19 protein-coding genes are annotated in these 23,127 nt (G+C 68.0%); 9 read left to right on the forward strand and 10 right to left on the reverse strand.

From position 1 onward, the window contains the following. Positions 1-431 precede the first annotated feature (431 nt). From N5C91_RS16545 to N5C91_RS16560, 4 genes are read right to left on the reverse strand one after another with little or no spacing between them, the layout of a single operon-like run. On the reverse strand, positions 432-1,508 hold the full coding sequence (locus N5C91_RS16545; protein ID WP_279830581.1) for a ferredoxin--NADP reductase: 1,077 nt from the start codon (positions 1,506-1,508) through the stop codon (positions 432-434). Position 1,509: 1 nt separating this feature from the next. Next, on the reverse strand, positions 1,510-2,265 hold the full coding sequence (locus tag N5C91_RS16550) for a glucose 1-dehydrogenase (RefSeq protein WP_054907168.1): 756 nt from the start codon (positions 2,263-2,265) through the stop codon (positions 1,510-1,512). 12 nt (positions 2,266-2,277) lie between these two features. Next, positions 2,278-3,939 (reverse strand): FAD-binding protein, encoded by a 1,662-nt coding sequence (locus N5C91_RS16555; RefSeq protein ID WP_279830584.1) that lies wholly within the window; start codon positions 3,937-3,939, stop codon positions 2,278-2,280. Positions 3,940-3,944: 5 nt separating this feature from the next. After that, on the reverse strand, positions 3,945-4,463 hold the full coding sequence (locus N5C91_RS16560; RefSeq protein WP_236201940.1) for a flavin reductase family protein: 519 nt from the start codon (positions 4,461-4,463) through the stop codon (positions 3,945-3,947). A gap of 255 nt (positions 4,464-4,718) precedes the next feature. On the opposite strand from N5C91_RS16560, the gene N5C91_RS16565 reads away from it, so the two are divergent. Beyond that, positions 4,719-5,903 (forward strand): acyl-CoA dehydrogenase family protein, encoded by a 1,185-nt coding sequence (locus tag N5C91_RS16565; RefSeq protein WP_236201939.1) that lies wholly within the window; start codon positions 4,719-4,721, stop codon positions 5,901-5,903. Between the two features lie 220 nt (positions 5,904-6,123). Next, entirely contained in the window at positions 6,124-7,257 is a 1,134-nt protein-coding gene (locus N5C91_RS16570) for an LLM class flavin-dependent oxidoreductase (RefSeq protein ID WP_054907172.1), read from the forward strand. A gap of 340 nt (positions 7,258-7,597) precedes the next feature. Here N5C91_RS16570 and N5C91_RS16575 read toward each other — a convergent pair whose 3' ends face one another. Further along, positions 7,598-8,476 (reverse strand): SDR family NAD(P)-dependent oxidoreductase, encoded by an 879-nt coding sequence (locus N5C91_RS16575; protein WP_279830586.1) that lies wholly within the window; start codon positions 8,474-8,476, stop codon positions 7,598-7,600. Beyond that, entirely contained in the window at positions 8,469-10,184 is a 1,716-nt protein-coding gene (locus tag N5C91_RS16580; protein WP_279830587.1) for an FAD-dependent oxidoreductase, read from the reverse strand. Before N5C91_RS16580 ends, N5C91_RS16575 begins: the two co-directional genes overlap by 8 nt. 285 nt (positions 10,185-10,469) lie before the next feature. Between N5C91_RS16580 and N5C91_RS16585 the strand changes: the two genes are divergently transcribed. From N5C91_RS16585 to N5C91_RS16595, 3 genes are all read left to right on the forward strand, one after another. Next, the gene (locus tag N5C91_RS16585; RefSeq protein WP_279830588.1) at positions 10,470-12,092 is read left to right on the forward strand and encodes a DUF1302 domain-containing protein; all 1,623 of its coding nucleotides are present in this window, start codon (positions 10,470-10,472) and stop codon (positions 12,090-12,092) included. Between the two features lie 21 nt (positions 12,093-12,113). Then, on the forward strand, positions 12,114-13,490 hold the full coding sequence (locus N5C91_RS16590; protein WP_279830589.1) for a DUF1329 domain-containing protein: 1,377 nt from the start codon (positions 12,114-12,116) through the stop codon (positions 13,488-13,490). Between the two features lie 72 nt (positions 13,491-13,562). Further along, positions 13,563-14,537 (forward strand): 5'/3'-nucleotidase SurE, encoded by a 975-nt coding sequence (locus tag N5C91_RS16595; RefSeq protein WP_279830591.1) that lies wholly within the window; start codon positions 13,563-13,565, stop codon positions 14,535-14,537. Between the two features lie 479 nt (positions 14,538-15,016). Here the strand turns inward: N5C91_RS16595 and N5C91_RS16600 are convergent, their stop codons facing one another. The 4 genes from N5C91_RS16600 to N5C91_RS16615 are packed head-to-tail and all read right to left on the reverse strand — an operon-like array spanning position 15,017 to position 19,101. Then, positions 15,017-16,240 (reverse strand): NADH:flavin oxidoreductase, encoded by a 1,224-nt coding sequence (locus tag N5C91_RS16600; RefSeq protein ID WP_279830593.1) that lies wholly within the window; start codon positions 16,238-16,240, stop codon positions 15,017-15,019. Between the two features lies 1 nt (position 16,241). Then, entirely contained in the window at positions 16,242-17,348 is a 1,107-nt protein-coding gene (locus N5C91_RS16605) for a 3,4-dihydroxy-2-butanone-4-phosphate synthase (RefSeq protein ID WP_279830596.1), read from the reverse strand. A gap of 10 nt (positions 17,349-17,358) precedes the next feature. After that, the gene (locus N5C91_RS16610) at positions 17,359-18,276 is read right to left on the reverse strand and encodes an alpha/beta hydrolase (protein WP_279830598.1); all 918 of its coding nucleotides are present in this window, start codon (positions 18,274-18,276) and stop codon (positions 17,359-17,361) included. 9 nt (positions 18,277-18,285) lie between these two features. Next, the gene (locus tag N5C91_RS16615) at positions 18,286-19,101 is read right to left on the reverse strand and encodes an SDR family NAD(P)-dependent oxidoreductase (RefSeq protein ID WP_279830599.1); all 816 of its coding nucleotides are present in this window, start codon (positions 19,099-19,101) and stop codon (positions 18,286-18,288) included. Between the two features lie 193 nt (positions 19,102-19,294). Between N5C91_RS16615 and N5C91_RS16620 the strand changes: the two genes are divergently transcribed. The 4 genes from N5C91_RS16620 (at position 19,295) to N5C91_RS16635 (ending at position 23,040) form a co-directional block, all read left to right on the forward strand. Beyond that, a complete protein-coding gene (locus tag N5C91_RS16620; RefSeq protein WP_279830600.1) occupies positions 19,295-20,344 on the forward strand; it encodes a Rieske 2Fe-2S domain-containing protein in 1,050 nt (349 codons plus the stop codon). A 101-nt stretch (positions 20,345-20,445) separates the two neighbouring features. After that, the gene (locus tag N5C91_RS16625) at positions 20,446-21,576 is read left to right on the forward strand and encodes a helix-turn-helix transcriptional regulator (RefSeq protein WP_279830602.1); all 1,131 of its coding nucleotides are present in this window, start codon (positions 20,446-20,448) and stop codon (positions 21,574-21,576) included. A gap of 76 nt (positions 21,577-21,652) precedes the next feature. Next, positions 21,653-21,820, forward strand: coding sequence for a hypothetical protein (locus N5C91_RS16630; protein WP_236175072.1), 168 nt, complete (start codon positions 21,653-21,655; stop codon positions 21,818-21,820). Positions 21,821-22,050: 230 nt separating this feature from the next. Next, on the forward strand, positions 22,051-23,040 hold the full coding sequence (locus N5C91_RS16635) for an AraC family transcriptional regulator (RefSeq protein ID WP_279830605.1): 990 nt from the start codon (positions 22,051-22,053) through the stop codon (positions 23,038-23,040). Positions 23,041-23,127: the final 87 nt, after the last annotated feature.

Here is a 23,127-nt window from a genome sequence, read left to right on the forward strand (position 1 = left end):
GGTTTGCTCTGCGCCGCAGACTAGCGAGCCGGCGGCGGCGGCAAATCGTCCATTGGGACTAGCCGCTGCGCAAGCCCCGCTTTTTGCAGGCGCGAGCTTGCTCGCGAACCCCGCGCGCACCGGGACAGGCGGCAGGGTGCGTTCGCGAGCGAGCTCGCTCCTACAGGACTGCAGGGCGCGCAGGCTGGAACGGGTTTTCCGCCAGCACCTGCACGGCGAAGAGCGCTGGCTTGCATACCAGATTCAGCCAGTACCGCTTTTTTGTAGGAGCGAGCTTGCTCGCGAACCCCGCCCACACCGGGACAGGCGGCAGAGTGCGTTCGCGAGCGAGCTCCTACAGGAAGAAAAAAGCCCGGCAGAGCCGGGCAAAAAAGGGGCAGGCACCGCCCCTCACTCGAGAGCAATCTTTCGCTCCGGCCTGCTATCCGGCCTCAATCCGGGAAGCGCACACGCACTTCGCGGCTGCCGGCGCGGCCCTGGCAGGCCAGGGTCCAGCCTTCGGCCAGCTCGGCGGCGCTGAGCACATCGTTGCGCGGCAGCAGCACCTCGCCCTGCTCCACCCGGCACATGCAGGCACCGCAGAAGCCTTCCTCGCAGGACGCCGGTGGCGCCAGGCCGGCACGGCGGCAGCTTTCCAGCAGGGTTTCGCCGGCGGCGCAGGCAATCTCGTGCTCGGCACCGTCGAGGCTGACGGTCAGCCGCTCCACCTGCAGGCCCGCGGTGGCGCGCCGGGCCTGCTCGTCGGCGGCTTCCAGCTCGTCCGGATCGGGCGGCGAGACGAAGCGTTCGACGTGCACCCGCGCCGACGGCATACCCGCCGCCAGCAGACCGTTCTCCACGGTATCCATGAACGGGCCGGGGCCGCAGATGAAACACTCGGCATCCTCCCAGCCACGCAGCAGATGGCGCACATCGCTGGCGGCGAGAAAGCCCTGCACGCTGTCCAGCACATGGATCACCTGCAGGCGCTCGCCATGCTCGCGCAGCAGGCTGCGCAACGCCTCGCGGAAGATCACCGAATCGGCATCACGGTTGGCGTACACCAGGCGGATGCGGCAATCGCGGTTGGCCAGTGCCTCGCGCAGGATGGAAAACACCGGCGTGATGCCCGAACCGCCACCGAACAGCAGCAGGTCACGCTGCTCCGCACTCACGTGGAAGTGCCCCGCAGGCGGCAGCACCTCCAGGCAATCGCCGGGGCGAACGTTGTCGTTCATCCAGTTCGAGACACGCCCGCCTTCAACGCGCTTGATCGTCACCCGCAGCGTCGCGTCGAGCCCCGGCGCGCTGGACATGGAGTAGCAGCGCAGCAGGCGCTTGCCCGCCACGCTGACGCGGAAGCCGAGGAACTGCCCGGCCTGGTAGGTGAAGCGCTCGGCCAGTGGTGCCGGCACGCGCAGCACCAGCGAGCGCGCATCGGCGGTTTCCTCGATGACCTCGGCCACCTCCAGCTGAAAGCTGCCGGCAACGCTCGATGCCTGGGGCGCCAGGGGCTGCGCGCTACCCATTTCAGATACCGCTGATCAGCTGGGCGTTGTCCACGCGGATCTCGGCGCCGTTGATGAAGCGCGACTCGTCCGAAGCGAGGAACAGCACCACATTGGCGATATCCTGCGGCGCGCACATGCGGTTCATCGGGTCGGCGTCCAGCGCCTCCTGCGGGATCGGCTGGCCGCCGGCCAGGGCCTGGGTCATCGGCGTGTTGACGCCGTCCGGGTGCACGCTGTTGCAGCGGATGCGGTAGCCCTGCTGCTTGCAGTGCAGGGCGATCGAGCGGGTCATCGCCGCCACCGCGCCCTTGGATGCGGAGTAGGCGCAGAACGCCGGCATGCCGCCCAGCGCCGCCACCGAGGACATGTTGACGATGGAACCGCCGCCGCTCTCCTTCATGGCCGCGATGGCGTACTTGCAGCCGAGGAAATAGCCCTCGCCGTTGATGGTCTGTACCTTGCGCCACAGCTCCAGGCTGGTGTCCTCGATGCTGCCCAGGGCGAGGATGGCGGCGTTGTTGACCAGCACGTCGAGGCGGCCGAAACGCTCCAGGGTGGTCTTCACCACAGTCTGCCAGTCGCTCTCGCTGGCGATGTCGTGGCGGATGAACAGCGCGTCGCCACCGATCTGCTCGGCCAGCGCGCGGCCGGCCTCCTCGTTGAGGTCGGTGAGGACCACGCGGGCGCCCTCGCCGGCCAGCAGCAGCGCGTCCTCGCGGCCGATGCCGCTGGCGGCGCCGGTGACGATGCAGACCTTGCCTTGTACTCGATTCATGCTTGTTTTCCTTCAGGCGGTTTCGGGAGTGGCGGCCTGCACGCGCACCGCCATGTGGGCGGCGGCGCGACGGCCGGAATACACGCAGTCGGCGATGGACAGGCCGGATACGTAGAGGTTGGAAGCGACACCCACCGCGTTGCGGCCGGCGCTGTACAGCCCCGCAATCGCAGCGCCGGCGTGGTCCAGCACGCGACCGCTGCGCTCGCACACGCGCAGCCCGCCGAGGGTGATGGCTGGACAGGGGAAGAGCTTGCTGTCGAAGGACAGGTCCAGGGCGTACCAGGGGCCATCGTCCAGATCGGCGAGCATCGCCGCAGACTTGCCGAAGGCGTCGGTGTGTTCACCCCGCGCGGCGCGGCTGTACTCCTCCAGCGTGTGCTGCAGGTTCTGCGCCGGCACGCCGATGGCGCGGGCCAGCGCTGCGGGCGTGTCGCCCCGGCGGCGGTTGAACAGCAGGTTGAGCAGCACCGGCAGGCGCTGGAACGACCAGACCTTGCCCGGCCCGACCTCGCGCAGCGACTCCCTGAGCAGCGCCCGGTCGAGGATCAGGATGGCGCGGCCGCCCTGCTCCTCCACCATTGCGTGGCCGAGGGTGGCGCCGTAGACCTCTTCGTTGCAGTAGCGCTCGCCCTGAGCGTTGACGATCACGCCACGGGCCCAGGCCAGCGGCGGATTGATGAAGCGCCAGGCACTGACCTTGTCCAGGCGTTGCGTCGCAGCACCGGCGCCGAGCCCCAGGCGGATGCCGCTGCCATCGCAGCCCGGCGTCCCCAGCGGCAGGCCGGCCAGGTACCGCGGCGCATGCTCGGCGAGCATCTCGCGGTTGAAAATGAAACCGCCGGCACTGAGCAGCACGCCCTTGTGCGCGCGGATCAGCAGCGGCCGCGCATGACGCTCCTCGATGCGCCGCAGGGCAGCGATCAAGCGCTCGGCCAGCGGCGGCGCATAGGGGTGCAGGCCGGTTGCCAGGCGGCTCAGCCAGGCATGCCGGCGCGCGGCGAAGCTGCCCGGCGGCAGGCGCCAGGCCTCGACGCCGACCACCGCGCCGCTGGCATCCTGCACCAGCCGACGTACTTCGCACTGGCGGTAGAGCTGCACGCCTTTCTCCCGCGCCGCAGCACGCAAGGCCGCGAACAGCGCCGCGCCCGACATGCCGCGGCCCTTGCTGCGGTGCCCGCGCGGCGCCGGTTGCGCCAGGCTGGCGTAGGCCGGCACGGCTTCATTGCCCGAGTAATAGAGGTAGAAACGGTCGCTGGGATAGGACGTCTTCTGCGGCGGCAGGCTGGCTTCGAAGCGCGCGCCCTGGCGCTCCAGCCAGGCGAGCTGGTCGACGCTGCGCTCGCAGAAATCGCGCAAGGTGTCGCCCTGCACGGCGTCACCGACTTCACCCTGCAGGTAGCGGAACATCGCCTCGGCGTCGTCGCTGTAACCGGCCTCGCGCTGGTACGGCGTGCCGCCACCGGCATAGACCACCCCGCCACTGCGCGCGGTAGCGCCACCGCCGGCGAAGCGGTCCAGGGCCAGCACTTCAAGGCCGCGTTCGCGGGCCTCCAGGGCGGCACAGGCGCCGGCGCCGCCGAAGCCGACCACCAGCAGGTCGGTCTCGGCGTGCCAGGCCAGGCGCTCGCCTGCTTCCAGGCGCAGCGGGGCGATCGGCAGTGTGCCGGCCATGGCGATCAGCCCGCCGCCGCCACGCTCGGCGCCTGCACGGCGACGGCGGTGGTGTAGGTGCCGTTCACGTAGATCAGCGGGGTGATGCGCGGGGTGTTGCGAATCTCGCGGATACGCCCGATGAACACCGTGTGGGTGCCGTAGGTGAAGCGCCCGTCCTGCTCGCAAACCACGCTGGACTGCGCGTCCGCCAGGTACGGCACGCCACACTCGGAGGTGCGCCAGTCGCCGCTGGCGAAGCGCCCCTCGCCTTTCACCGGGCCACTGCACAGGTGCGACAGGTGCTCCTGCTCCTGGCCGAGGATGTTCACGCAGAAGTCCGCGCCGGCCTCCAGTACGCGGTGCAGCGAGGCGGTCTGGTTCACGCAGATCAGCAGCGACGGCGGCTCGGTGGACAGCGAATCCACCGCCGTGGCCGACATGGCGTAGCGCTCGCGGCCATCGCTGGTGGTGATGATGGTCACCGACTTGGCGAGCCGGCGCATGGCCTGGAGCATGTCGGCTTTCAGAGTGTCCTGGTTCATCGCACGGGGCCTCGCTGGGTCTTGTTGGACTGAGGTGTTGGGCTGAGGTGTTGTGCGATGGATTCTGTGGTGGTGCCCGCTGCGCAACATCGTCCGAGGGGACTAGTCGGTGCCGCGCCCGAGCAGCGCGCCGATATGGTCCGTTTGTGGGATGTGGGCGAATTCCCGCGTTGTTCAAATGCCCGCGAAGGCCCCTGCGATCCGACGCGGGAGACCGAGCACCGCCCCACCGGGCGACCACAGGAGAACAACAAGATGCTCGACCACGACCTGATCCGTCAGCGCCTGCGCCAGCGCGCCCGCGAGCTGGTGCCGGTGCTGCGCGAACGCGCCGCCGACGCCGCCCGTGAAGGACAACTGCCGGAGGCAACCCTTCGCGACTTCCATGAAGCCGGGTTCTTCCGCATCCTCCAGCCGGCGCGCTGGGAAGGCTATGAGCTGGAGCCGAAAGACTTCTTCGACGTGCAGATGACCCTCGCCGAAGGCTGCATGTCGTCGGCCTGGGTGCTGGGCGTGGTGGCCATCCACAACTGGCAGCTGGCGCTGTTCGACGACCGCGCCGCGCAGGATGTGTGGGGCAAGGATTCCAGCGTACTGATCTCCTCGTCCTACATGCCGGTGGGCAAGGTCACGCCGGTGGAGGGCGGCTTCCGCCTCTCCGGACGCTGGGGTTTCTCCAGCGGCAGCAAGCATTGCCAGTGGGCCTTCCTCGGTGCGCTGGTGCCGCCGAGCGAGCCGGGCGGCGCGCCGGACTACCGTACCTTCCTGGTGCCGCGCAGTGACTACCAGGTGCTCGACAACTGGAACGTGATGGGCCTGGAGGCGACCGGCTCCCACGATGTGCTGGTGGAAGACGCCTTCGTCCCCGAGTACCGCACGCACCGCGCCCTCGACGGCTTCATGCAGAACAGCCCGGGCAACGCAGTGAACAGTGCGCCGCTGTTCCGTCTGCCATTCGGGCAGATCTTCGTCCGCGCAGTGTCCTCGGCGGCCATCGGCGCGCTGCAGGGCGCGGTGAACCTGTTCATCGAGCACAACCGCGCCCGCGTGGGCGTCAACGACGGCCGCAGGATGGGCCAGGACGCCGGCGCACAGCAGGCGCTGGCCGATGCCATGGTGGTCGCCGACGAGTGCCGCACCGTGCTGCTGCGCAACTTCGAGGTGATGATGCAGCGCGCCCGCGACGGCGAGCCGCTGAGCATGCCCGAGCGGGTGAAGATGCGTTACGACTCCGCCCTGGTCGCGGACAAGTGCGCCCGCGCGGCGAGCACGCTGATGTTCAACAGCGGCGCCGCCACCATCTTCCGCGAGCACCCGATCAACCGCGCCTTCCGCGACATCCACACCGGCCGCGCCCACGTCGCCAACAGCCCGGCCAAGTACGCCTGGAACCTCGGCGGCGTGAGCATGGGCCAGGACTCCACGGACTTCTTCCTCTGAGCCCGGCCCGGGAGCACCCGTAGGATGGGTGGAGCCTGCGATACCCATGCAGCGGCTGTCGACAGACAGCATGGGTATCGCTCCGCTCCACCCATCCTACGTCCCGGCTCCCGGCGTTTCGGCGTAGTCCGTTCGGGCGATTCCGCGGCGCCGGCGAACATCGAACATGGCCACGAGGCAGAGCCCGTCGGCCCGCCAAACCTGACAAGGGACGCATCCCATGAAATTCTCTCTGATCTACGAAGCGCAGACGCTGGACAGCACCCGCGAAGGCGACCGCCGCATCTTCGAGGAAACCGTCGAGCAGGCCGTGCTGGCCGACCAGCTCGGCTTCGATACCTTCTGGTGCGTGGAGCACACCGCGCTGACCAACTACTCGCACATGTCCGCGCCGGAGACCATGTTGGCCTTTGTCGCCGGCAAGACCCAGCGCATCGGCATCGGCCACGGCGTGGTCTGCCTGCCGCCGGCGATGAACCACCCGGTGAAGGTCGCCGAGCGCATCGCCACCCTCGACCTGCTGTCCGGCGGCCGCGTGCACTTCGGCGTCGGCAAGGGCGGCACCCAGCAGGAAGCCGGCACCTTCGGCTACGACCTGGCGACCCTGCAGCCGCAGATCGACGAAGCCATGTACCTGATCCCGAAGATGTTCGTGCAGGACGAGATCGAGCACGACGGCGTGTACGTGAAGATTCCCCGGCGGCCGATCCATCCCAAGCCCTACCAGGACCCGCACCCGCCGATGTACCTGGCCTGCACCAACACCGAGTCGCTGAAGAATGCCGGCGGCCGCGGCATGGGCGCGCTGGTATTGGGCTTCGGCGGCCCGGAGGAGATCGCCAAGAAGGTCGCGGTCTACCACGAGGCCTGGGACAACCGTGACGAGGCCAACCAGGTCGGCTTCCGCCCGAACCGCCACATCGCCGCGCTGTGCCCGGCCATTGTCCTCGACGACAACGAGAAGGCCCGCGCCATCGGCGTCCGTGGCCAGCGTTACTTCATGGAATCGCTCGCCTACTGGTACGCCGGCGGCGAGCGCCCGGACCCGGCCAAGTGGCAGGACGACACCTTCGTCGACGGCAACGGCCAGGCGGTGATCCGCTCGCGCTTCGCCTCCGAGGAAGTGACCGTGGACTTCTCCGATCCGACCATGGCGATGATGAACCCCAACCACGCCTACGGCACGGTGAACGACTGCATCGGCTACGTGCAGCGCCTGATCGACGCCGGCGCCGACGAGATCCTGTTCATCTGCCAGATGGGCACCGTGCCGCAGTGGGCGCAGATCGAGACGCTGAAGAACATCGGCGAGAAGGTCATCCCCTACTTCCGCGACAAGCTGCAGATCGCCTGAGACGGAACCGGCATCACCAGGACGGGCCCTTCGGGGCCCGTTTTGTTTTGCTGCGCAGAACTTGCCTGGCCGATCATCGTCGAAACCGGCAGCGGGCATACGGCGTGCAACACCGGGCGTTGTACGCCCTACGGATTGGCATCGAGCAGGCTCTGTTCGCGAGCAAGCTCGCTCCTACAAAGAGCTGCGCCTGATGCAAATGGTCACTGTAGGAGCGAGCTTGCTCGCGAACCGCTGTACCGAAAAGCACGCCGCCCACGAACGCAAACGCCCCACGCCGAATCCCGGCGTGGGGCGCTCATCACCCGCGGCGTAAGCTATCGCCGCGCAATCACTCGGTTCAGATCACCCGCGCCGGATGCTGCACCCGTGGCGCGCCGAGTTGCTCGCGCCAGGACGGTGGCTGGCGGCCGTCGGCTTCCTGGATGCCATAGCGCAACGCCAGTTCGGCGCTGACCAGGGTCTGCCCGGAGAGCTGCGCGAGTTCCGGGTCGGCGAGCAGCGCCTGGATGATCCGCCCGTTGAATTGCGGCGTCTCGGCCATGGCGAGGAAGGCTTGGTACTGCTCGGCGCGGGCCTGGCCGGCGATGGCAGTGCGCTCGGTCAGTTGCGGGCCGAGCCAGAGGGACAGCACCGCCACGCCGGTTCCTTCGAAGTCGATGGCCATGTCTGCCGCGAGCTTGTCCACGCCGGCCTTCTGCGCGCCATAGGCCGGGCCGTGCATGTAGCAGCCGGCGCCGAAGGACGAGGTGAACGCCACCAGGGCCTTGGGCGCGCGCAGCAGCAAGGGTGCGGCGTGGTAGCTGGCGACGTAGGCCGAGCGCAGGCCGATGTCGAGGATGTCCACCAGCTCCAGCGGTTTCTCCCAGAACGGGCCGGGATCGATCAGTTGTTCGTGGATGAAGGCGACGTTGTTCACCAGCAGGTCGAGGCAACCGTGCTCGGCGTCGATGCGCTGGAACAACCCGCGCACCTGCTCGTCATCGGCGTGGTCACACTGCACGGCGATGCCCTTGCCGCCGGCGGCGTCGATGGCCGCCGCCGTCTCGTGGATGCTGCCGTGCATCACCTGGCCGCGCAGGCGTGCGTTGCCCGACTCGGCCGAGCGTCCGGTGACGTAGACGGTCATGCCGGCAGCGCCCAGCGCCTCGGCGATGCCCTTGCCGACACCACGGCTGGCGCCGGTGACGAGGGCGATGCGGGAAGTGGACTCAGGCATGGCGCGATACCTCCGGTTGGACGCGGGCCTGCCCGGCCTGCTGCTGGATGTGTTCGGCGGCGAGGAAGCCGAAGGTCATCGCCGGGCCGATGGTGGAGCCGGCGCCGGGATAGGTGGCGCCCATCATCGAGGCGGCGGAGTTGCCGATGGCGTAGAGGCCGTCGATGGCGCTGCCATCCTCGCGCAGTACGCGGGCATGCACGTCGGTGAGCAGGCCGCCCTTGGTGCCGATGTCGCCGGCGTCGATCTTCACCGCGTAGAACGGCGCCTTCAGCAATGGCGCCAGGCACGGGTTGGGCTGCACGTGCGGGTCGCCGTAGTAGCGGTCGAACAAGGACTCACCCTTGTGGAAGTCCGGGTCCTGGCCGAGCACGGCGTAGCGGTTGAAACGCTCCAGTGTGCGCGCAAGCCCGGCGGCATCGACGCCGATCTCGCCGGCCAGCGCCTGGATGCTGTCGGCCTTGTGGTAGTAGCCCTGCAGATGCTTCGGCACCCGGCTGTCCGGTTGCGCATAGCCAGGCAGCAGCGCGCCACAGGGGTATTTGCGGCGGAACTCGGCGTCGAAGATCATCCAGCACGGCACGCTGCGCGCCTGCTTGCTGTCGTGGGCATACATGGCGTAGACGATGTCGGTGTAGGGCGCGCCTTCGTTGACGAAGCGCTGCCCGGCGGAGTCCACCATCACGCAGCCGGGCAGGTTGCGTTCGACGAACAGCACGCGGGCCTTTTCCTCACCGGCAACCTGTGAGCTGGGCGCCCACCAGCTGTGCTCCATCAGTGCGGTGGCCGCACCGAGCTGCTGGCCGGCGCGGATGCCGTCGCCGGTGTTGTACGGCGGCGTGGCAGTCCACTGGGTATTCGAAGGCTGCGGATGGTACTGGCTGCGCATCGCCTGGTTGCGCTCGAAGCCGCCGGCGGCGATGACCACGCCGTGTCTCGCATGAAGCCGAAGAACCCGACCTTCGCGCTGCAGCACCGCGCCGATGACCCGGCCCTCCTCCTCGATCAGTTCCTCCAGTGAGGTGTTCAGCCATAGCGGCACCTGGCGATCCAGCAGGGAACGGCGCAGCGCGGCAATCAGCGCGTTGCCCAGGGTTAGGAAGCGATCACGCGGCGAGCTCAGGCGCGCGGGCAGGTCGCGCCAGTAGCGCCAGAGGATGCGCATGGTCAGGCCAACCCAGCCGGGGCCACGGCAGAGCAGCACGCGGGCTTCCTTCATGGTCATGGCGACGCGGCCCATCATCAGCGTACCGGGGGACGGCTCGCGCATCCGCGCGAATTCCTCGCCCAGCTCGCGGGCATCGAAGGGCAGCGGGTCCATGGAGCGGTAGCCGGGCTTGCCGCCGGGCACTTCCGGGTAGTAGTCGGCGTACTCCGCCTGGGCCTCGAAGCGCACCCGGCTGTTGCCTTCGAGGTATTCGACCATGCGCCGGCCGTGCTCGACATAGGCTTCGACACGGCCGTCATCCACCAGGTCGTGGCTGACGGTGCGGATGTAGCGGATGGCTTCCTGCGCCGAATCCTGCCCGCCCAGGGCGGCGATCCGGTGGTTGCAGGGAATCCAGATACCACCGCCGGATACCGCCGTGGTGCCGCCGTAGCGGTCGCTCTTCTCCACCAGCAGAACGTCCAGCCCGAGGTCGCGGGCGCGCAGTGCGGCGGTCATGCCGCCGGCGCCGCTGCCCACCACCAGGACGTCGCATTCCATGTCCCACTCGCGGCTTCGCTGGCCGCTCGCCCTTGCGTTCATGCGCTTGTTCTCCGGGATCTGGCGTGGCGGAAAACCACGCTCGCCCGGCGATTGTTCGCGCCCCCGCCAAGACCCGGCATCGTCCGATGGGACTAGCGCCAGAGCGGCCCGGCCCCGTCCCGCCGGCTTAGTCTTTTTGGACGATGTTGACGCACTCGGGTGACCACATAGTCAGCCCCGCCACTTTCCCGCCAACACCGTTTCCGGGTCTGGCCGACAGCGCCTGCCCGAGCAGAGGACGAGATGACAAGAATAAGAATCGCCTTCCCGCCGTTGCCCCTTGCCCTTGCGATCAGCACCAGCGGCCTGCTCCTCGCCAGCCAGGCGCAGGCGCTGTCCTACCAGTTCAACGACGACCTGCAGGTCAACTGGGATACCACCCTGAGCTACAGCCTGGCGTGGCGTACCGAGAAGCGCGCCCATGCGCTGTCCAACGGCGGCAGCAACGCGGCCATCGCCAACGGCGACGACGGTGACAACGCCTTCGACCGCGGCGCGCTGATCAACAACCGCGCCAGCTTCCTCACCGAGGCCGACTTCAAGTTCCGCCAGGACTACGGCCTGTTCGTCCGCGCCACCGGCTTCTATGACGATGTCTACCAGCGCGGCAACGACAACGACTTCGGTACCTCGAACTGCTTCGCCGGCGGCCGCTGCTCCAAGCCCGACCACTTCTCCGGCGAGACCGAGGACCAGGCCGGCGACGACCTGCGCCTGCTCGACACCTACGCCTACGGCACCTGGGACCTCAACGACCACACCCTCAACGCCCGCGCCGGCAACCAGGTGGTGGCCTGGGGCGAGAGCCTGTTCAACGGCTTCGGCATCTCCGGGGCGATGAGCCCGGTGGACGCCACCAAAGCCAACACGCCCGGCATCGAGGTGAAGGAGCTGTTCCTGCCGGTGGGCCAGGTCTTCACCCAGTACAGCCTGACCGACAACCTCGGCGTGCAGCTGTATTACCAGTACCAGTGGAAGCGCAACGAGCTGACCCCGGTCGGGCACTTCTTCTCCACCACCGACTACATCGACGAAGGCGGCTTCAACGACTCCACCGGCCAGCAGCGCCGCCTGGGCGACGAGACGCCCGGCAACAGCGGCCAGTACGGCGCCGCGCTGACCTACACGGTGGAGCAGCTGAACAACACCGAGTTCGGCCTGTACTACCTGCGCTTCAGCGACCACAGCCCGCAGCTGGACTTCCTCAGCGACTGGAACACCGGCAACTACCGGGCGATCTTCTACGACGACATCAAGCTCTACGGCGCGAGCTTCTCCAGCATGCTCGGCGAGACCAACGTCAGCGGCGAGATCAGCTACCGCGACGGCCAGCCGGTGCTGGTCGACACCGGCCTGACGCCGCAACCGGTGCGCGCCAATGTCGCCCAGGCGCTGGTGTCGTTCATCCACTCCTATGGCGCCCTGCCCTTCGCCGACAACACCACGCTCACCGGCGAGGTCGGCTACAACCGCGTGATGGACAACGACAAGGCGCCCAGCTTCGACGTGTTCGTGCCCACCGGCGCCGGGGTCGCGCAGATCCGCACGCCCAACAGCGACAAGCTCTACTACGACCGCTCCGCCTGGGGTTACACCCTCAACCTGACGCTGGATTACAACAACGTGTTCAACGGCTGGGACCTGAGCGTGCCGATCATCTTCAGCCAGGCCGTCAACGGCAATTCGTCCATGCCCGGCAGCTTCGGCCTGGGCGAAGGCGACGACCGCTTCGCCGTCGGCACCACCTGGCGCTACCTGAACAATTTCAGCCTCGAAGCCCGCTACAACATGTTCCTCGGCAACCCGAGCGAAACCACGCTGGCGGACCGCGACAACCTTTCGCTGACCGCGAAATACAGCTTCTGACCCAGCCCAAGGAGCCAGACCATGAACCGCAAGACTTATCTGCCCGCCCTGCTGCTGTCCGCCGGACTCGCCTGCCTGTCCGCCCAGGCCCAGGCCAAGGTCAGCCCCGAGGAGGCCGCGCGCCTCGGCCAGGACCTCACCCCGATGGGCGCCGAGAAAGCCGGCAATGCCGAGGGCACCATCCCCGCGTGGACCGGCAAGTGGCGCGGCGCGCCGCCCCAGGTGAAGTACGACGGCCCCGGCAGCCGCTATGCCGATCCCTATGCCGACGAGAAGCCGTTGTTCGTCATCACCGCGCAGAACATGGAGCAGTACTCCAAGCACCTCACCGATGGCCAGCGCGCCCTGTTCAAGCGCTATCCCGACACGTTCAGGATGCCGGTCTACCCCTCGCACCGCGACTTCCGCTTCAGCGAGAAGATCGAGGCCAACATCAAGGCCAATGCCACCAGCGCCGAGCTGGTGGACGGCGGCAACGCCGTGCGCAACGCCTTCGGTGCGTCGCCCTTCCCGATCCCCAAGGACGGCTACGAGCTGATGTGGAACCACGCCCTGCAGGCCCGCGCCAACAGCGAGGAAGCCATCTACGACCAGGCGGTGATCTACTCCAACGGCAACCAGGCGTTGCAGACCGTGCACTACCAGATCCTCGCGCCCTGGTGCTCGCCGACAGGCTCGCTGCAGAGCTATGACGGCGGCGTGATGAGCCACTTCATGATCACCACGCTCAAGCCGGTACGTTCCAAGGGCGAGATCATCGGCGGCAACGAGTTCTTCGACCCGGTCGCCAGCCCGCGCCAGAGCTGGCAGTACCTGCCCGGAACCCGTCGCGTGCGCCGTGCGCCCACCGTCGGCTATGACACGCCCACGGGTGCGGGCGGCTTCCGCACCATCGACGAGGACCGCCTGTTCAACGGCGCACCGGACCGTTACGACTGGAAGATGCTCGGCAAGCGCGAAATCTATATCCCCTACAACAACTACAAGCTCGACGACCCGGCGCTGAAGTACTCGCAGATCCTCACGCCCAACCACGTCAACCCGGACTTCATGCGCTACGAGCTGCACCGCGTGTGGGTGGTGGAAGCCACGCTGAAACCGAGCGCACGGCACATCTACGGCAAGCGCACCCTGTACCTCGACGAGGACAGCTGGTCCGCCGCGCTGGCCGACAACTACGACTCCCGTGGCCAGCTGTGGCGCACCAACATGCAGACCACCGTCTACGCCTACGACATCCAGGTGAACCAGGCGCGTGTGGCGCTGTTCCACGACCTCATCGCCGGCTCCTACCTGGCCGACCGCATGGCCAACGAACAGCCGGCGCCCAAGCTCAACAGCGCCGACTACGACGCCAACTACTTCACCGCCGCCAACATGCGCAAACTCGGCCAGTAAGGTCGCCTTCGAAAGCCCGCGCGGGGCACCGCGCGGGCTTTGTCTTTTGCTCCGCAGAACAAGGAAAGCTCCATGCACAACCTCCTCCGCGCCGCCATCGCCATGGCCGGCCTGTGCCTCGCCCAGCAGGCCAGTGCGCTGAACATCCTGCTCACCAATGACGACGGCTGCCGCGCACCGGGCATCCAGGCGCTGTACCGCGAACTGAGTGCCGCGGGGCACCACGTCACCCTGGTCGCGCCGGACACCGACAACAGCGGTATCGGCGCCGCCAGCGTGGTCGCTCCCGGGCAGGCGCTGGCCATCAGCCGCCTCGCCGACCAGCAGTACTGCGTTGGCGCTCCCGCCGGCTTCGCCCTGCCGCCGGGCAAGAACATGGCTATCGGCACACCGGTGGATGCGGTGAACGCAGGGCTCGACCTGCTGCTCAAGGACAATCCGCCAGACCTGCTGGTCTCCGGCAGCAATTTCGGTGACAACGCGGGCCCGCTGATCCAGATGTCCGGCACCCTCAACGCCGCACTCTGGGCCATGCGCCGCGGCGTGCCGGCGCTGGCAGTGTCCACCGCCATCGACCTGCCGCTGATGCAGCGCGATCCCCAAGCGGGGATGCAGCGCACCCGAGATGCCCTGGACGACAGCGCACGCCTCGCCGTGCGGGTACTCGACCACGCACTCGCCGCCGGCCAGGCTGCGCAGAAGGCATGCGGGAAGAAGCCAGCGTGCGACTTCAACCTGCTCGGCCTGCCCGTCGGCCAGGGCCTGAACCTCAACTACCCGGCACGCCCGGCGGCCCAGGTACGCGGACTGGTATATGCGCCGGTGAGCGACTGGTCGCCCATCGTCTTCGCCGTGCAGGCGGACAAGGATGGCGGTGCGCGCGTGAACCTCAGCACCGCGAAAGCACCGAACGAGCGGCAGCGTCGGGAGGATGCCTACCTGCTGACCCAGGGCTACGCGGTGCTCAGCGTGGTGGGGACGGACCTCAATGGCAGCCGCGAGGCTGTGCGGCAGGTACAGGAAATATTGAAGGGCATGAAACCCTGAAGTCGGCGGATGCCGGGCAGGTGCGGAGTGCAGCGTATGACGCGGGGCTCATACGCTGCACTGTCCGTCCGAGTTGGCTAACGCGGACACCGGGCGGAGCCTCTCGCAGGAGCAACTGCCTTTCACACGGCATCGGTGCGCGATCGGCCAATCGTCGCGCCCGTTCAAACAGGTTCGCGAGCAAGCTCGCTCCTACAGGTCGGGCTGGTACGGTGCGTCCCTGACAGGAAGCGCGAGCACGAGCCAGCCGATGTGGGAGCAACTGTCTATTGCTGGAAAAATCCGTGACTGTGTTTCCACTCGTCCCAGCCCTTCCCTCAGGGCGAGAGGGCAGATCGCGCCGGCTGACGCCGAAGACTCATCCTGCACCACATGGGCCGCTCTCCTGCTTGCGGGAGAGCGGCTCTTGATTTTGTAGGAGCGAGCTTGCTCGCGAATGGGCTGGCGCCGGGTGTTCAGGTTCGCAAGCAACCCTGCGCCTAGAGGTGGGCGAAGCTGTCCGGCTGGTTGAGCACGCAGCGAATGCCGCCCGGCAAGGCCATGCTCGCCACGCACTGATTGCAGTGGTTGCAGCCGTTTGCGTAGGCCTCGCCCTGGCTGCGCACCCGCTTGACCAGGTCCGGATCGCGCAACAGCGCACGCCCCAGGGCGACGAAATCGAAACCCTCGGCCATCGCACGCTGCAGGCTGTCGCGCTGGCTCACGCCGCCCAGGTAAACCAGCGGCATGTCGGTAGCCTGGCGTACCCGGCGCGCCTGGTCGAGGAAGTACATCTCGGTGTACGGCAGGCTGGAGAACAGCCGCCCGCCGAACCACTTCATCGCCGTGCGCTGCAGCGGGTTGGGTTCCAGCGGGATCATCTGCGCCAGCGGGCTCTCGCCGCGGAACAGGTACATCGGCGAACGGCTGGTGAAGCCGCCGCTCATCACCAGCGCATTCAGCCCGTGCTCGGCCAGTCGCCTGGCGGCGTAGCAGCAGTCGTCGATCTCCAGCCCGCCGGCAAAGCCATCGCTGAGGTTGAGCTTGGCGAGGATCGGGAAGTCTTCGCCCACCGCCTCGCGCACCGCCGCCAGGACTTCCAGCAGCAGGCGCAGGCGATTGTCCAGGCTGCCGCCGTAGGCATCGCTGCGGCGGTTGGTGGCCGGCGAGAGGAACTGGCTGAGCAGGTAGCCGTGGCCCATGTGGATTTCCACGGCGTCGAAGCCGGCGCGCTTCACCAGCGCCGCCGCATCGCGATACTCGGCCAGGGTCTTGCGGATGTCCGCCGCGCCCATTGCCCCGGCGAACGGCACGCCGCTGAACAGCCCGTACTGGTTGATCCCGGCACTGGGCCCACGCGGGCGCGGAATGTTCTGCGGCCGCGTGCGGCTGAAGAAGCCGCAGTGCGCGAGCTGAGCGGAGATCGCGCCGCCCTCGCGGTGCACCGCCTCGGCCAGCCCGCGCAGCTGGCTGAAGATGCCTTCGTGCATCCACATCTGGTCGGCGAAGGTCAGGCCGTCCGGCGATACGCCGCAATAGGCCACCGTGGTCAGACCGACACCGCCGCGAGCCATCCGCGCGTGGTGCGCGGCCAGGTCGGCGCCGGGAATACCGCCTGGGCACATGCCCTCGAAGGTGGCGGTCTTGATCACCCGGTTGCGCAGCGCGAGGCCGGCCAGGCGAGTGGGAGCCAGGACTTTGTCCAGTGCTTCCTGCGGGGTCATCTCAGGCCTCCTCGGGCTGGGTGAACGGGACGAATTCAGCGACTTCCAGCTCGAAGCCAGAGACCGCCTTGTAGGGTACCGGGAAGCTCATCAGGCGCATCTTGCGGACGCCCTGGTCGCGGAGGATCTGCGCGCCGACACCGAGGGTGCGCTGGGCAAACTTCGGTGCCTGCAGCCCCGGCCCGCGCGCCAATTGGTCAAGGATGGCGGCGGCGCTTTCCTGCTGGGCCAGCAGCACCAGCACGCCGCTGCCTTCGGCGGCGATGCGTGCCAGCGAGCGCTCGAGGTTCCACTGCTGCGGCCCGCGCGGCGGCTCGCCGGCGAGCAGGTCGCGGAGGGTCTCCACCGCCTGCACGCGGACCAGCACCGGCTGGGTGGAGTCGACCTGGCCACGCACCAGGGCGAGGTGCACCACGTCCTTGAAGGCATCGTGGTAGGTGCATACGCGGAACGGCCCATGGCGGGTGTCGATACGGTGCTCGGTGCCGCGGGCGATGGTGCCTTCATGAAGGATGCGGTGGTGGATCAGTTCGGCGATGCCGCCGATGGCCAGGCCGTGGCGCTGGGCGAAAGCACGCAGTACCTCACCACGGGCATTCTCACCCGCTTCGTCGAGGATGCCGGCGAGCAACGCTGCCGGTTGCAGCCCGGCCAGCCGCGCCAGGTCGCAGGCCGCCTCGGCATGCCCGGCACGGCTCATCACCCCGCCGGGCAGTGCGCGCAGCGGGAAGATATGGCCAGGGCTGACCAGGTCGGCCGGGCTGCTGGCCGGGTCCACCGCGACCTGCACGGTGCGTGCGCGGTCGGCGGCGGAGATGCCGGTACTGATGCCCTGCGCGGCCTCGATCGAGACCATGAAGCCAAGGCTGTCACCGCGCGGGCTGTCGCTCATCGGACGCAGGCCGAGCGCCGCGCAGCGCTCGTCGGTGAGCGCCAGGCAGACCAGCCCGCGCGCCTCGACGGCGAAGAAATTCAGCGCGGCGTCATCGATGAATTCGGCAGCCTGCACCAGCATGCCGTCGCCGCCCTCTTCCTCGCCGTCGACCAGGATCACCGGCCGGCCCTGGCGCAGCGCTTCGATCAGGTGCAGCGGACTGTCCAGCGTCATGCCCGGCACCTCAGCGCAGCACGTCGCGCAGCCAGGCGGCCGCGTCGTCGAGGTAGGCCTGGGCGCGCGGCACAAAGGGCGCGAAGCTGGCGAAGCCGTGCAACATGCCCTCGGCACGCACGCATTCGACATCGGCGCCGGCCGCGCGGGCGCGCTCGGCGAAGGCTTCGCCTTCGTCGCGCAACGGGTCGCATTCGGCGCTCATCAGCAACGTCCGCGGCAGTGCGCCCAGGTCGGCGGCATGCAGCGGCGAAGCCAGTACATCCAGCGGCGCCGGCCAGCTCCCCAGGTACTGTCGCCAGAACCAGTGCATCATCGACGCTTCAAGGAAGTGGCCGCTGGCGAACTCGCGGTAGGACGCGCTGCCGCAGCTCTGGTCGGTCACCGGGTAGAACAGGCACAGCGCGCCGGGAATAGGCCCGCCGCGCTGGTTGAGCAGGCGCGCAGCAGCGATGGCCAGGTTGCCGCCGGCGCTGTCGCCGGCCAGGGCCAGGCGCGTGGCGTCCACCTGCAGTTCGGCGGCACGTGCCACCAGTTCGGCCACCGCCTGGCAGCAGTCGTTCGGTGCCGCCGGGAACGGCGCTTCCGGCGCCAGCCGATAACCCACTGACACCACCACCGCGCCGCTACCCAGGGCGAGGCGCCGGCAGAGGTCGTCGTGGGTGTCGACAGTGCCGGCGACGAAGCCGCCGCCGTGGAAGAACACCAGTAGCGGTAGACCGAGCTCATGGCTGGGACGATAGAGCCGCGCGGGCAGCTCGCCGGCCACGCGCAACTCGCGCACTTCGACCAATGGCAGCGGTTCACCGGCAGCCAGCCCCTGATCGGCAAAGCGGCGGTAGGTCACCGCGTCGAGCTGCTGGAAGTCCAGGTCAAAGGCGCCGGCGAACTGCTCCAGCAGTGCCCGCATGTGGGGATCGAGGGCCATATTGTTTCCTTATACGTCGGCCAGCAGGAAGACCGGGTTGGTCTCGTCGAGGATGCTTTGCGTGCGCGCCTGCAGCGCAGGCTTGAAATCAGGGTGCGGAAGGATCCAGAAGCGCTTGTGCTCGATGGCCTCGAACACCCGAGCGGCCAGCTCCTCGGCCGGCATGCCGGCGCGGATGCTCTGCTGCAGCAGCGCGCCGAGGGCGGAACCGGCGCCATGGCCGGCCTGGTCCGAGTCCATGATCCGGCTGGCCACCGGCCCCGGGCAGAGCACCGAGACGCCGATGGCCGCGCCGGAGGCGGCCAGCTCGTGGTGCAGCACTTCGGACAGCGCCACCAGCGCCTGCTTGGTCACCGTATAGGCAGCCAGGAACGGGCTGGCGAGCAGCCCGGCCAGGGAAGCAGTGTTGACGATATGCGCGGGCCGCTGCTGGGCCAGCAGCGTCGGCACGAAGGCGCGCAGGCCATGGGTGACGCCCAGCAGGTTGATGTCGAGCATGCGCCGCCACTGCGCCTCGCTGAGCTCCCAGCTGGCGCCGGTCTGCATGATGCCGGCGTTGTTGAACAGCAGGTCGACGCCGCCGAAGCGCGCCAGGGTGGCATCGCGCAGGGCGAACAGGTCCTGCTCGCGGCTGACATCGGTGACCTGCGCCAGGACCTCGCAGCCGCCGGCCATCAGCTCGGCGGCCAGTTCGTCCAGGCCGACGCGGTCGCGGTCGGCCAGCGCAATGCGCATGCCCAGGCCTGCCGCGTGCCGTGCCAGGCCACGGCCAATGCCACTGGCAGCCCCAGTGATGACCGCCACGCGGCCCTGCTGCTCGCTCATCGTTCCACCGTTTGTCGTTGTTGTCGGTCGATGCCGCCGTTATCGCCGGCCGCAGCCGCGCCGGCATCGTCCACCCGGACTAGGCGGGCGCCCTCGTCCGTTCAGACGATGCCGCGAACGCCCTGGCTTGCAGAATCCCATCCAGGCTCGTGCCGCCCCTCTGCCTGCGGCAACCTGATGGGAGAACAACAAGATGAGTACGCTGCACCGTATCGAAGCGCGCCCGCTGGAAGACCGCTACGCGCGCGGCTGGCACTGCCTCGGGCTGGCCAGCCAGTACCACGACGGCAAAGCCCACCGCCTGGACGTCTTCGGCACCCGCCTGGTGGCCTTCCAGGGCGAGGATGGCCAGCTGCACATCCTCGATGGCTACTGCCCGCACATGGGCGCGGACCTGAGCGACGGCTGCGTGGAGGGCAACAGCCTGCGCTGCCCCTTCCATGAATGGCGCTGGGGCGCCGATGGCGTGTGCAACGACATTCCCTACGCCAAGCGCATCCCGCCGCGGGCGAAGATCAAGTCGTGGCCGGTGATGGAGCAGAACCACCTGCTGTTCGTCTGGAACGATCCCGAAGGCAACCCGCCCATCGCCGAGCAGGCGATCCCGCGCATCGACGCCTGCTACGACGCCGAATGGGCCGAGTGGGAAGTGGCCGAACTGAAAATCGAGACCAACTGCCGCGAGCTGGTGGACAACGTCTCCGACATGGCGCACTTCAAGAGCGTGCATGGCGCGCCGATCGACGAATTCAGCAACCACTTCGAGGCGCACACCGCCTCCCAGGTGATGCGCGGCCGCAGCGCGCGGCTGTCCGGCGACAGCGAGCTGCGCACGGTGGCCACCTATTACGGCCCGGCCTACCAGATCACCTGGATGACCGGCGCCATGGGCGGCCAGGCGATCGAGTCGATCCTGCTCAACTGCCACGTGCCCATCGACCAGAACAGCTTCACCCTGCGCTACGGCGTGCTGGTGAAGAAGCTGCCGGGCCTGTCCGCCGAGGACAACCGCGCCATGGCCCTGGCCTACGTCGAACAGGCACGCGCCGCCTTCTACGAGGACGTAGCCATCTGGCACAGCAAGACCCGCGTCGACAACCCGCTGCTGTGCGACGGCGATGGCCCGGTGTACCAGCTGCGCAAGTGGTACGAGCAGTTCTACATCGACGTTGCCGAGCTGCCGGCGGGCCTCGCCGAGCGCAAGAGCTTCGTGGTGCGGGCGGCGCAGGCGGAGCCGGCCTGAGCCACCGGTCCCCTGCCTTGCGGGACCGATTGCCTTTTGCGGAAAGCGCCGATTAATCTCCTCGGCGCTTTCCTACAACAACAATAAGAATGGTTCTACCGATGGCACAGTCGCTCGATCTCGACCAGTTCAGCGGGATGCTCGGCAATCTCTACCAGGGCCCCCTTGAGCCCACGCCGTGGCAATCCTTCCTCAACCAGCTCAACCAGTTCCTCGAGGCCAAGTACGTCACCTTCATCCTGCGTCCGCCCAGCGACCAGAGCGAGGGCCTGATGGTCAACACCAACGGCAGCTCGGCCGAGGTCGTGGCGTCGTACAACCAGTACTATTTCAACCTCGATCCCTTCGTCGACCTGCCCAGCGGCCAGGTGGTGATACTCGAGGAGTTCGTCTCCAAGGAAGAGTGGCTGGCCTCGGAGTTCTACCGTAATTTCCTCGAACCGGTCGGGGTGTTCCACATCCTCGGCGCCGATATCCGCACCAGCGACGGCGCGCTGTGCCGCATCCGCGTCAGCCGCGGCGTGGAGTCGCCCGGCTTCACCGAGAACGACAAGGCGCTGCTGGCCTACTTCGTGCCGCACCTGGAGCGCTCGGTGGCGCTGCATACGCAGATCAACCGCATCGAGACCGAGCGCAACCTCTACGCCGGCGCGGTGGACCAGTTCGCCGTCGGCACCATCATCCTCGACGAGGCCGGCAAGATCCTGCAGACCAACCAGGTGGCGGAGAACCTGCTGCGCGAGAAGGACGGCCTGAAGATCAGCGCGGACAGCCTGCAGGTCGGCACCCCGCGCGACTGCCAGGAGTTTCGCCGGCTGGTGAAGCAGGCGCTGCAATCACAGAAAGGCGCGCAACCCTCGGTGGTCGAGGCGATGCGCGTGCAGCGCCCGTCGGGCCGCGCGGACCTGGGCATCATCGTGCGCTCGGTACCGCTGAGCGAATGGAACGAGGGCAAGCACTGCCCTTCGGTGGTGATCTTCGTCAGCGACCCGGAACAGGAATCCCGCGCCCCGCAGGAAATCGTCAAGGCGCTGTTCGACCTGACCCCGGCCGAGGCGCAGCTGGCCATGCTGCTGGCCAACGGCCTGACCCTGGACGAAGCCTCGGAGGAACTGGGCATCAGCCGCAACACCGCGCGCGCCCACCTGCGCTCGACCTTCTCCAAGACCGGGGTAACCCGCCAGACCATGCTGGTGCGCCTGATCCTGCGCAGCGTGGCGACCCTGGGCTAGTCCGAGCGGACGATTTGTCCGGCGATCCCGGCGACTAACGTGGGGCAACCCCCAGTTGGTCGACGAGGTCGCCAGCATGTCCCGACTCATTCCGCTGTTCGTTGCGCTGACCATCGGCAGCTGCCTGTTCACCGCCCACCTGATGCTGGACATCCACGAACGCTCGCAGCAGATGCGACTGGCAGCGCAGCGCGCGTTGCCGGCGCCCTGCGACCTGGGGAGTTGTCTGCGGGCGGTGCCCTGAACCCCGTAGGGCGCATCACCCGGAACGGGTTATCCGCCGGCCAGCAGGACGAATATCGCCGCTGGCGTCATGCACCCTGCGCAGACAACGTCCCTCGGTGAAAACGGCATGCGGGCAGCGCACCGGCATCACGGATTTGTAACCCGCGACCGCTAACTTGCTCGCCCACATTCCGCGCCCTGGCGTGCCACGCCCGGAGCGGCTCCTACGGCGCTGCCAGAAGACGGACCATGACGGTAGACACGAGCACCTCCCGCAAGCAGTTCCTGATCCGTTCGGAGCACATGAGCGCCGACGATTTCGGCGATCTCTACACGCGCCTGTTCGGCAACCTCTATTCGGCCATGCCACGCCCCGAACGCCCCATCGCCATTGGCGGCGTCTACGGCCGCTACGAGGGCGTGAGCTTCCGCCGCCTGAGTTTTCGCGGCGACCTGCTGACCGCAATGCCGGACCTCGACGACGAGATCACCTTCATCTTTCCCAGTGCCGGACGCGTGGTCTTCAACCAGTCCGACGAAACCGTCGGTACACCAGGCATCGGCCTCGCCATCGAGAAGGCCTCGGTACGTTCGGTGGGTTTCATCGATGGCCACGCACACCACGGCCTGTCGGTGCGCCGCTCGCTGTTCGCGCGCCGGCTGGCGACGCTGCTGGGCCGGCCGATCAGCCACAAGGTGCGCTTCCAGCCACGGGTGGATTTGAGCAACGAAGCCTTCCAGGGCATCAAGGCGATCGTCGCCATGGCCACCGGCAACGAGTTCGACCTGCTGATCAACTCCAGCGCGCTGATGCCGGCACGCCTGCAGGAAATGCTGGTGGATTCGGTGCTGGAAATCTGGCCACACAACTACAGCGACGCGCTCAGGCGCCCCGCTCCGCAGATCGCGCCGCGCCACGTGAAACTGGCCATGGACTACATCCAGGAGCATCCGGACGCCCTGCTCAGCGGCAGCGACCTGGCCGAGTTGACCAACGTCAGCCTGCGCGCCTTGCAGGAAGGCTTCCGCCGTTTCGTCGGCAGCTCCATCGTCGCCTACCAGCGCGAGGTGCGCCTGCAGCGCGCCTATGACGCGCTGCAGCAGGACGGGGCGCAATCGGTCAGCGAGATTTCCCTGGCCCTGGGCTTCAGCAACGTCGGGCGCTTCTGCCAGTACTTCCAGAGCGCCTACGGCATGAGCCCGGCGGACCTGCGCAGGAACCTGTCGACACCGGCCTAGGGAAACCACCGGCGCCCTGCTCCCAACGCTCGCCGGCAAGGCCGCCGCCAGCCCGGTTCGCGAGCAAGCTCGCTCCTACAGGATTCC

The sequence above is a fragment of the Pseudomonas sp. GD03903 genome (assembly GCF_029840045.1).
Classification (GTDB): Bacteria; Pseudomonadota; Gammaproteobacteria; order Pseudomonadales; family Pseudomonadaceae; genus Pseudomonas; species Pseudomonas pseudonitroreducens.

Bases quoted from the DNA above. Each gene is read 5' to 3' on its own strand.
- N5C91_RS16600 (WP_279830593.1), bottom strand. From the start codon at position 16,240: ATGACCCCGCAGGAAGCACTGGACAAAGTCCTGGCTCCCACTCGCCTG.
- N5C91_RS16590 (WP_279830589.1), top strand. From the start codon at position 12,114: ATGAACCGCAAGACTTATCTGCCCGCCCTGCTGCTGTCCGCCGGACTC.
- N5C91_RS16570 (WP_054907172.1), top strand. From the start codon at position 6,124: ATGAAATTCTCTCTGATCTACGAAGCGCAGACGCTGGACAGCACCCGC.
- N5C91_RS16585 (WP_279830588.1), top strand. From the start codon at position 10,470: ATGACAAGAATAAGAATCGCCTTCCCGCCGTTGCCCCTTGCCCTTGCG.
- N5C91_RS16580 (WP_279830587.1), bottom strand. From the start codon at position 10,184: ATGGAATGCGACGTCCTGGTGGTGGGCAGCGGCGCCGGCGGCATGACC.
- N5C91_RS16630 (WP_236175072.1), top strand. From the start codon at position 21,653: ATGTCCCGACTCATTCCGCTGTTCGTTGCGCTGACCATCGGCAGCTGC.
- N5C91_RS16605 (WP_279830596.1), bottom strand. From the start codon at position 17,348: ATGACGCTGGACAGTCCGCTGCACCTGATCGAAGCGCTGCGCCAGGGC.
- N5C91_RS16575 (WP_279830586.1), bottom strand. From the start codon at position 8,476: ATGCCTGAGTCCACTTCCCGCATCGCCCTCGTCACCGGCGCCAGCCGT.
- N5C91_RS16615 (WP_279830599.1), bottom strand. From the start codon at position 19,101: ATGAGCGAGCAGCAGGGCCGCGTGGCGGTCATCACTGGGGCTGCCAGT.
- N5C91_RS16620 (WP_279830600.1), top strand. From the start codon at position 19,295: ATGAGTACGCTGCACCGTATCGAAGCGCGCCCGCTGGAAGACCGCTAC.
- N5C91_RS16550 (WP_054907168.1), bottom strand. From the start codon at position 2,265: ATGAATCGAGTACAAGGCAAGGTCTGCATCGTCACCGGCGCCGCCAGC.
- N5C91_RS16560 (WP_236201940.1), bottom strand. From the start codon at position 4,463: ATGAACCAGGACACTCTGAAAGCCGACATGCTCCAGGCCATGCGCCGG.
- N5C91_RS16565 (WP_236201939.1), top strand. From the start codon at position 4,719: ATGCTCGACCACGACCTGATCCGTCAGCGCCTGCGCCAGCGCGCCCGC.
- N5C91_RS16610 (WP_279830598.1), bottom strand. From the start codon at position 18,276: ATGGCCCTCGATCCCCACATGCGGGCACTGCTGGAGCAGTTCGCCGGC.
- N5C91_RS16555 (WP_279830584.1), bottom strand. From the start codon at position 3,939: ATGGCCGGCACACTGCCGATCGCCCCGCTGCGCCTGGAAGCAGGCGAG.
- N5C91_RS16595 (WP_279830591.1), top strand. From the start codon at position 13,563: ATGCACAACCTCCTCCGCGCCGCCATCGCCATGGCCGGCCTGTGCCTC.
- N5C91_RS16635 (WP_279830605.1), top strand. From the start codon at position 22,051: ATGACGGTAGACACGAGCACCTCCCGCAAGCAGTTCCTGATCCGTTCG.
- N5C91_RS16545 (WP_279830581.1), bottom strand. From the start codon at position 1,508: ATGGGTAGCGCGCAGCCCCTGGCGCCCCAGGCATCGAGCGTTGCCGGC.
- N5C91_RS16625 (WP_279830602.1), top strand. From the start codon at position 20,446: ATGGCACAGTCGCTCGATCTCGACCAGTTCAGCGGGATGCTCGGCAAT.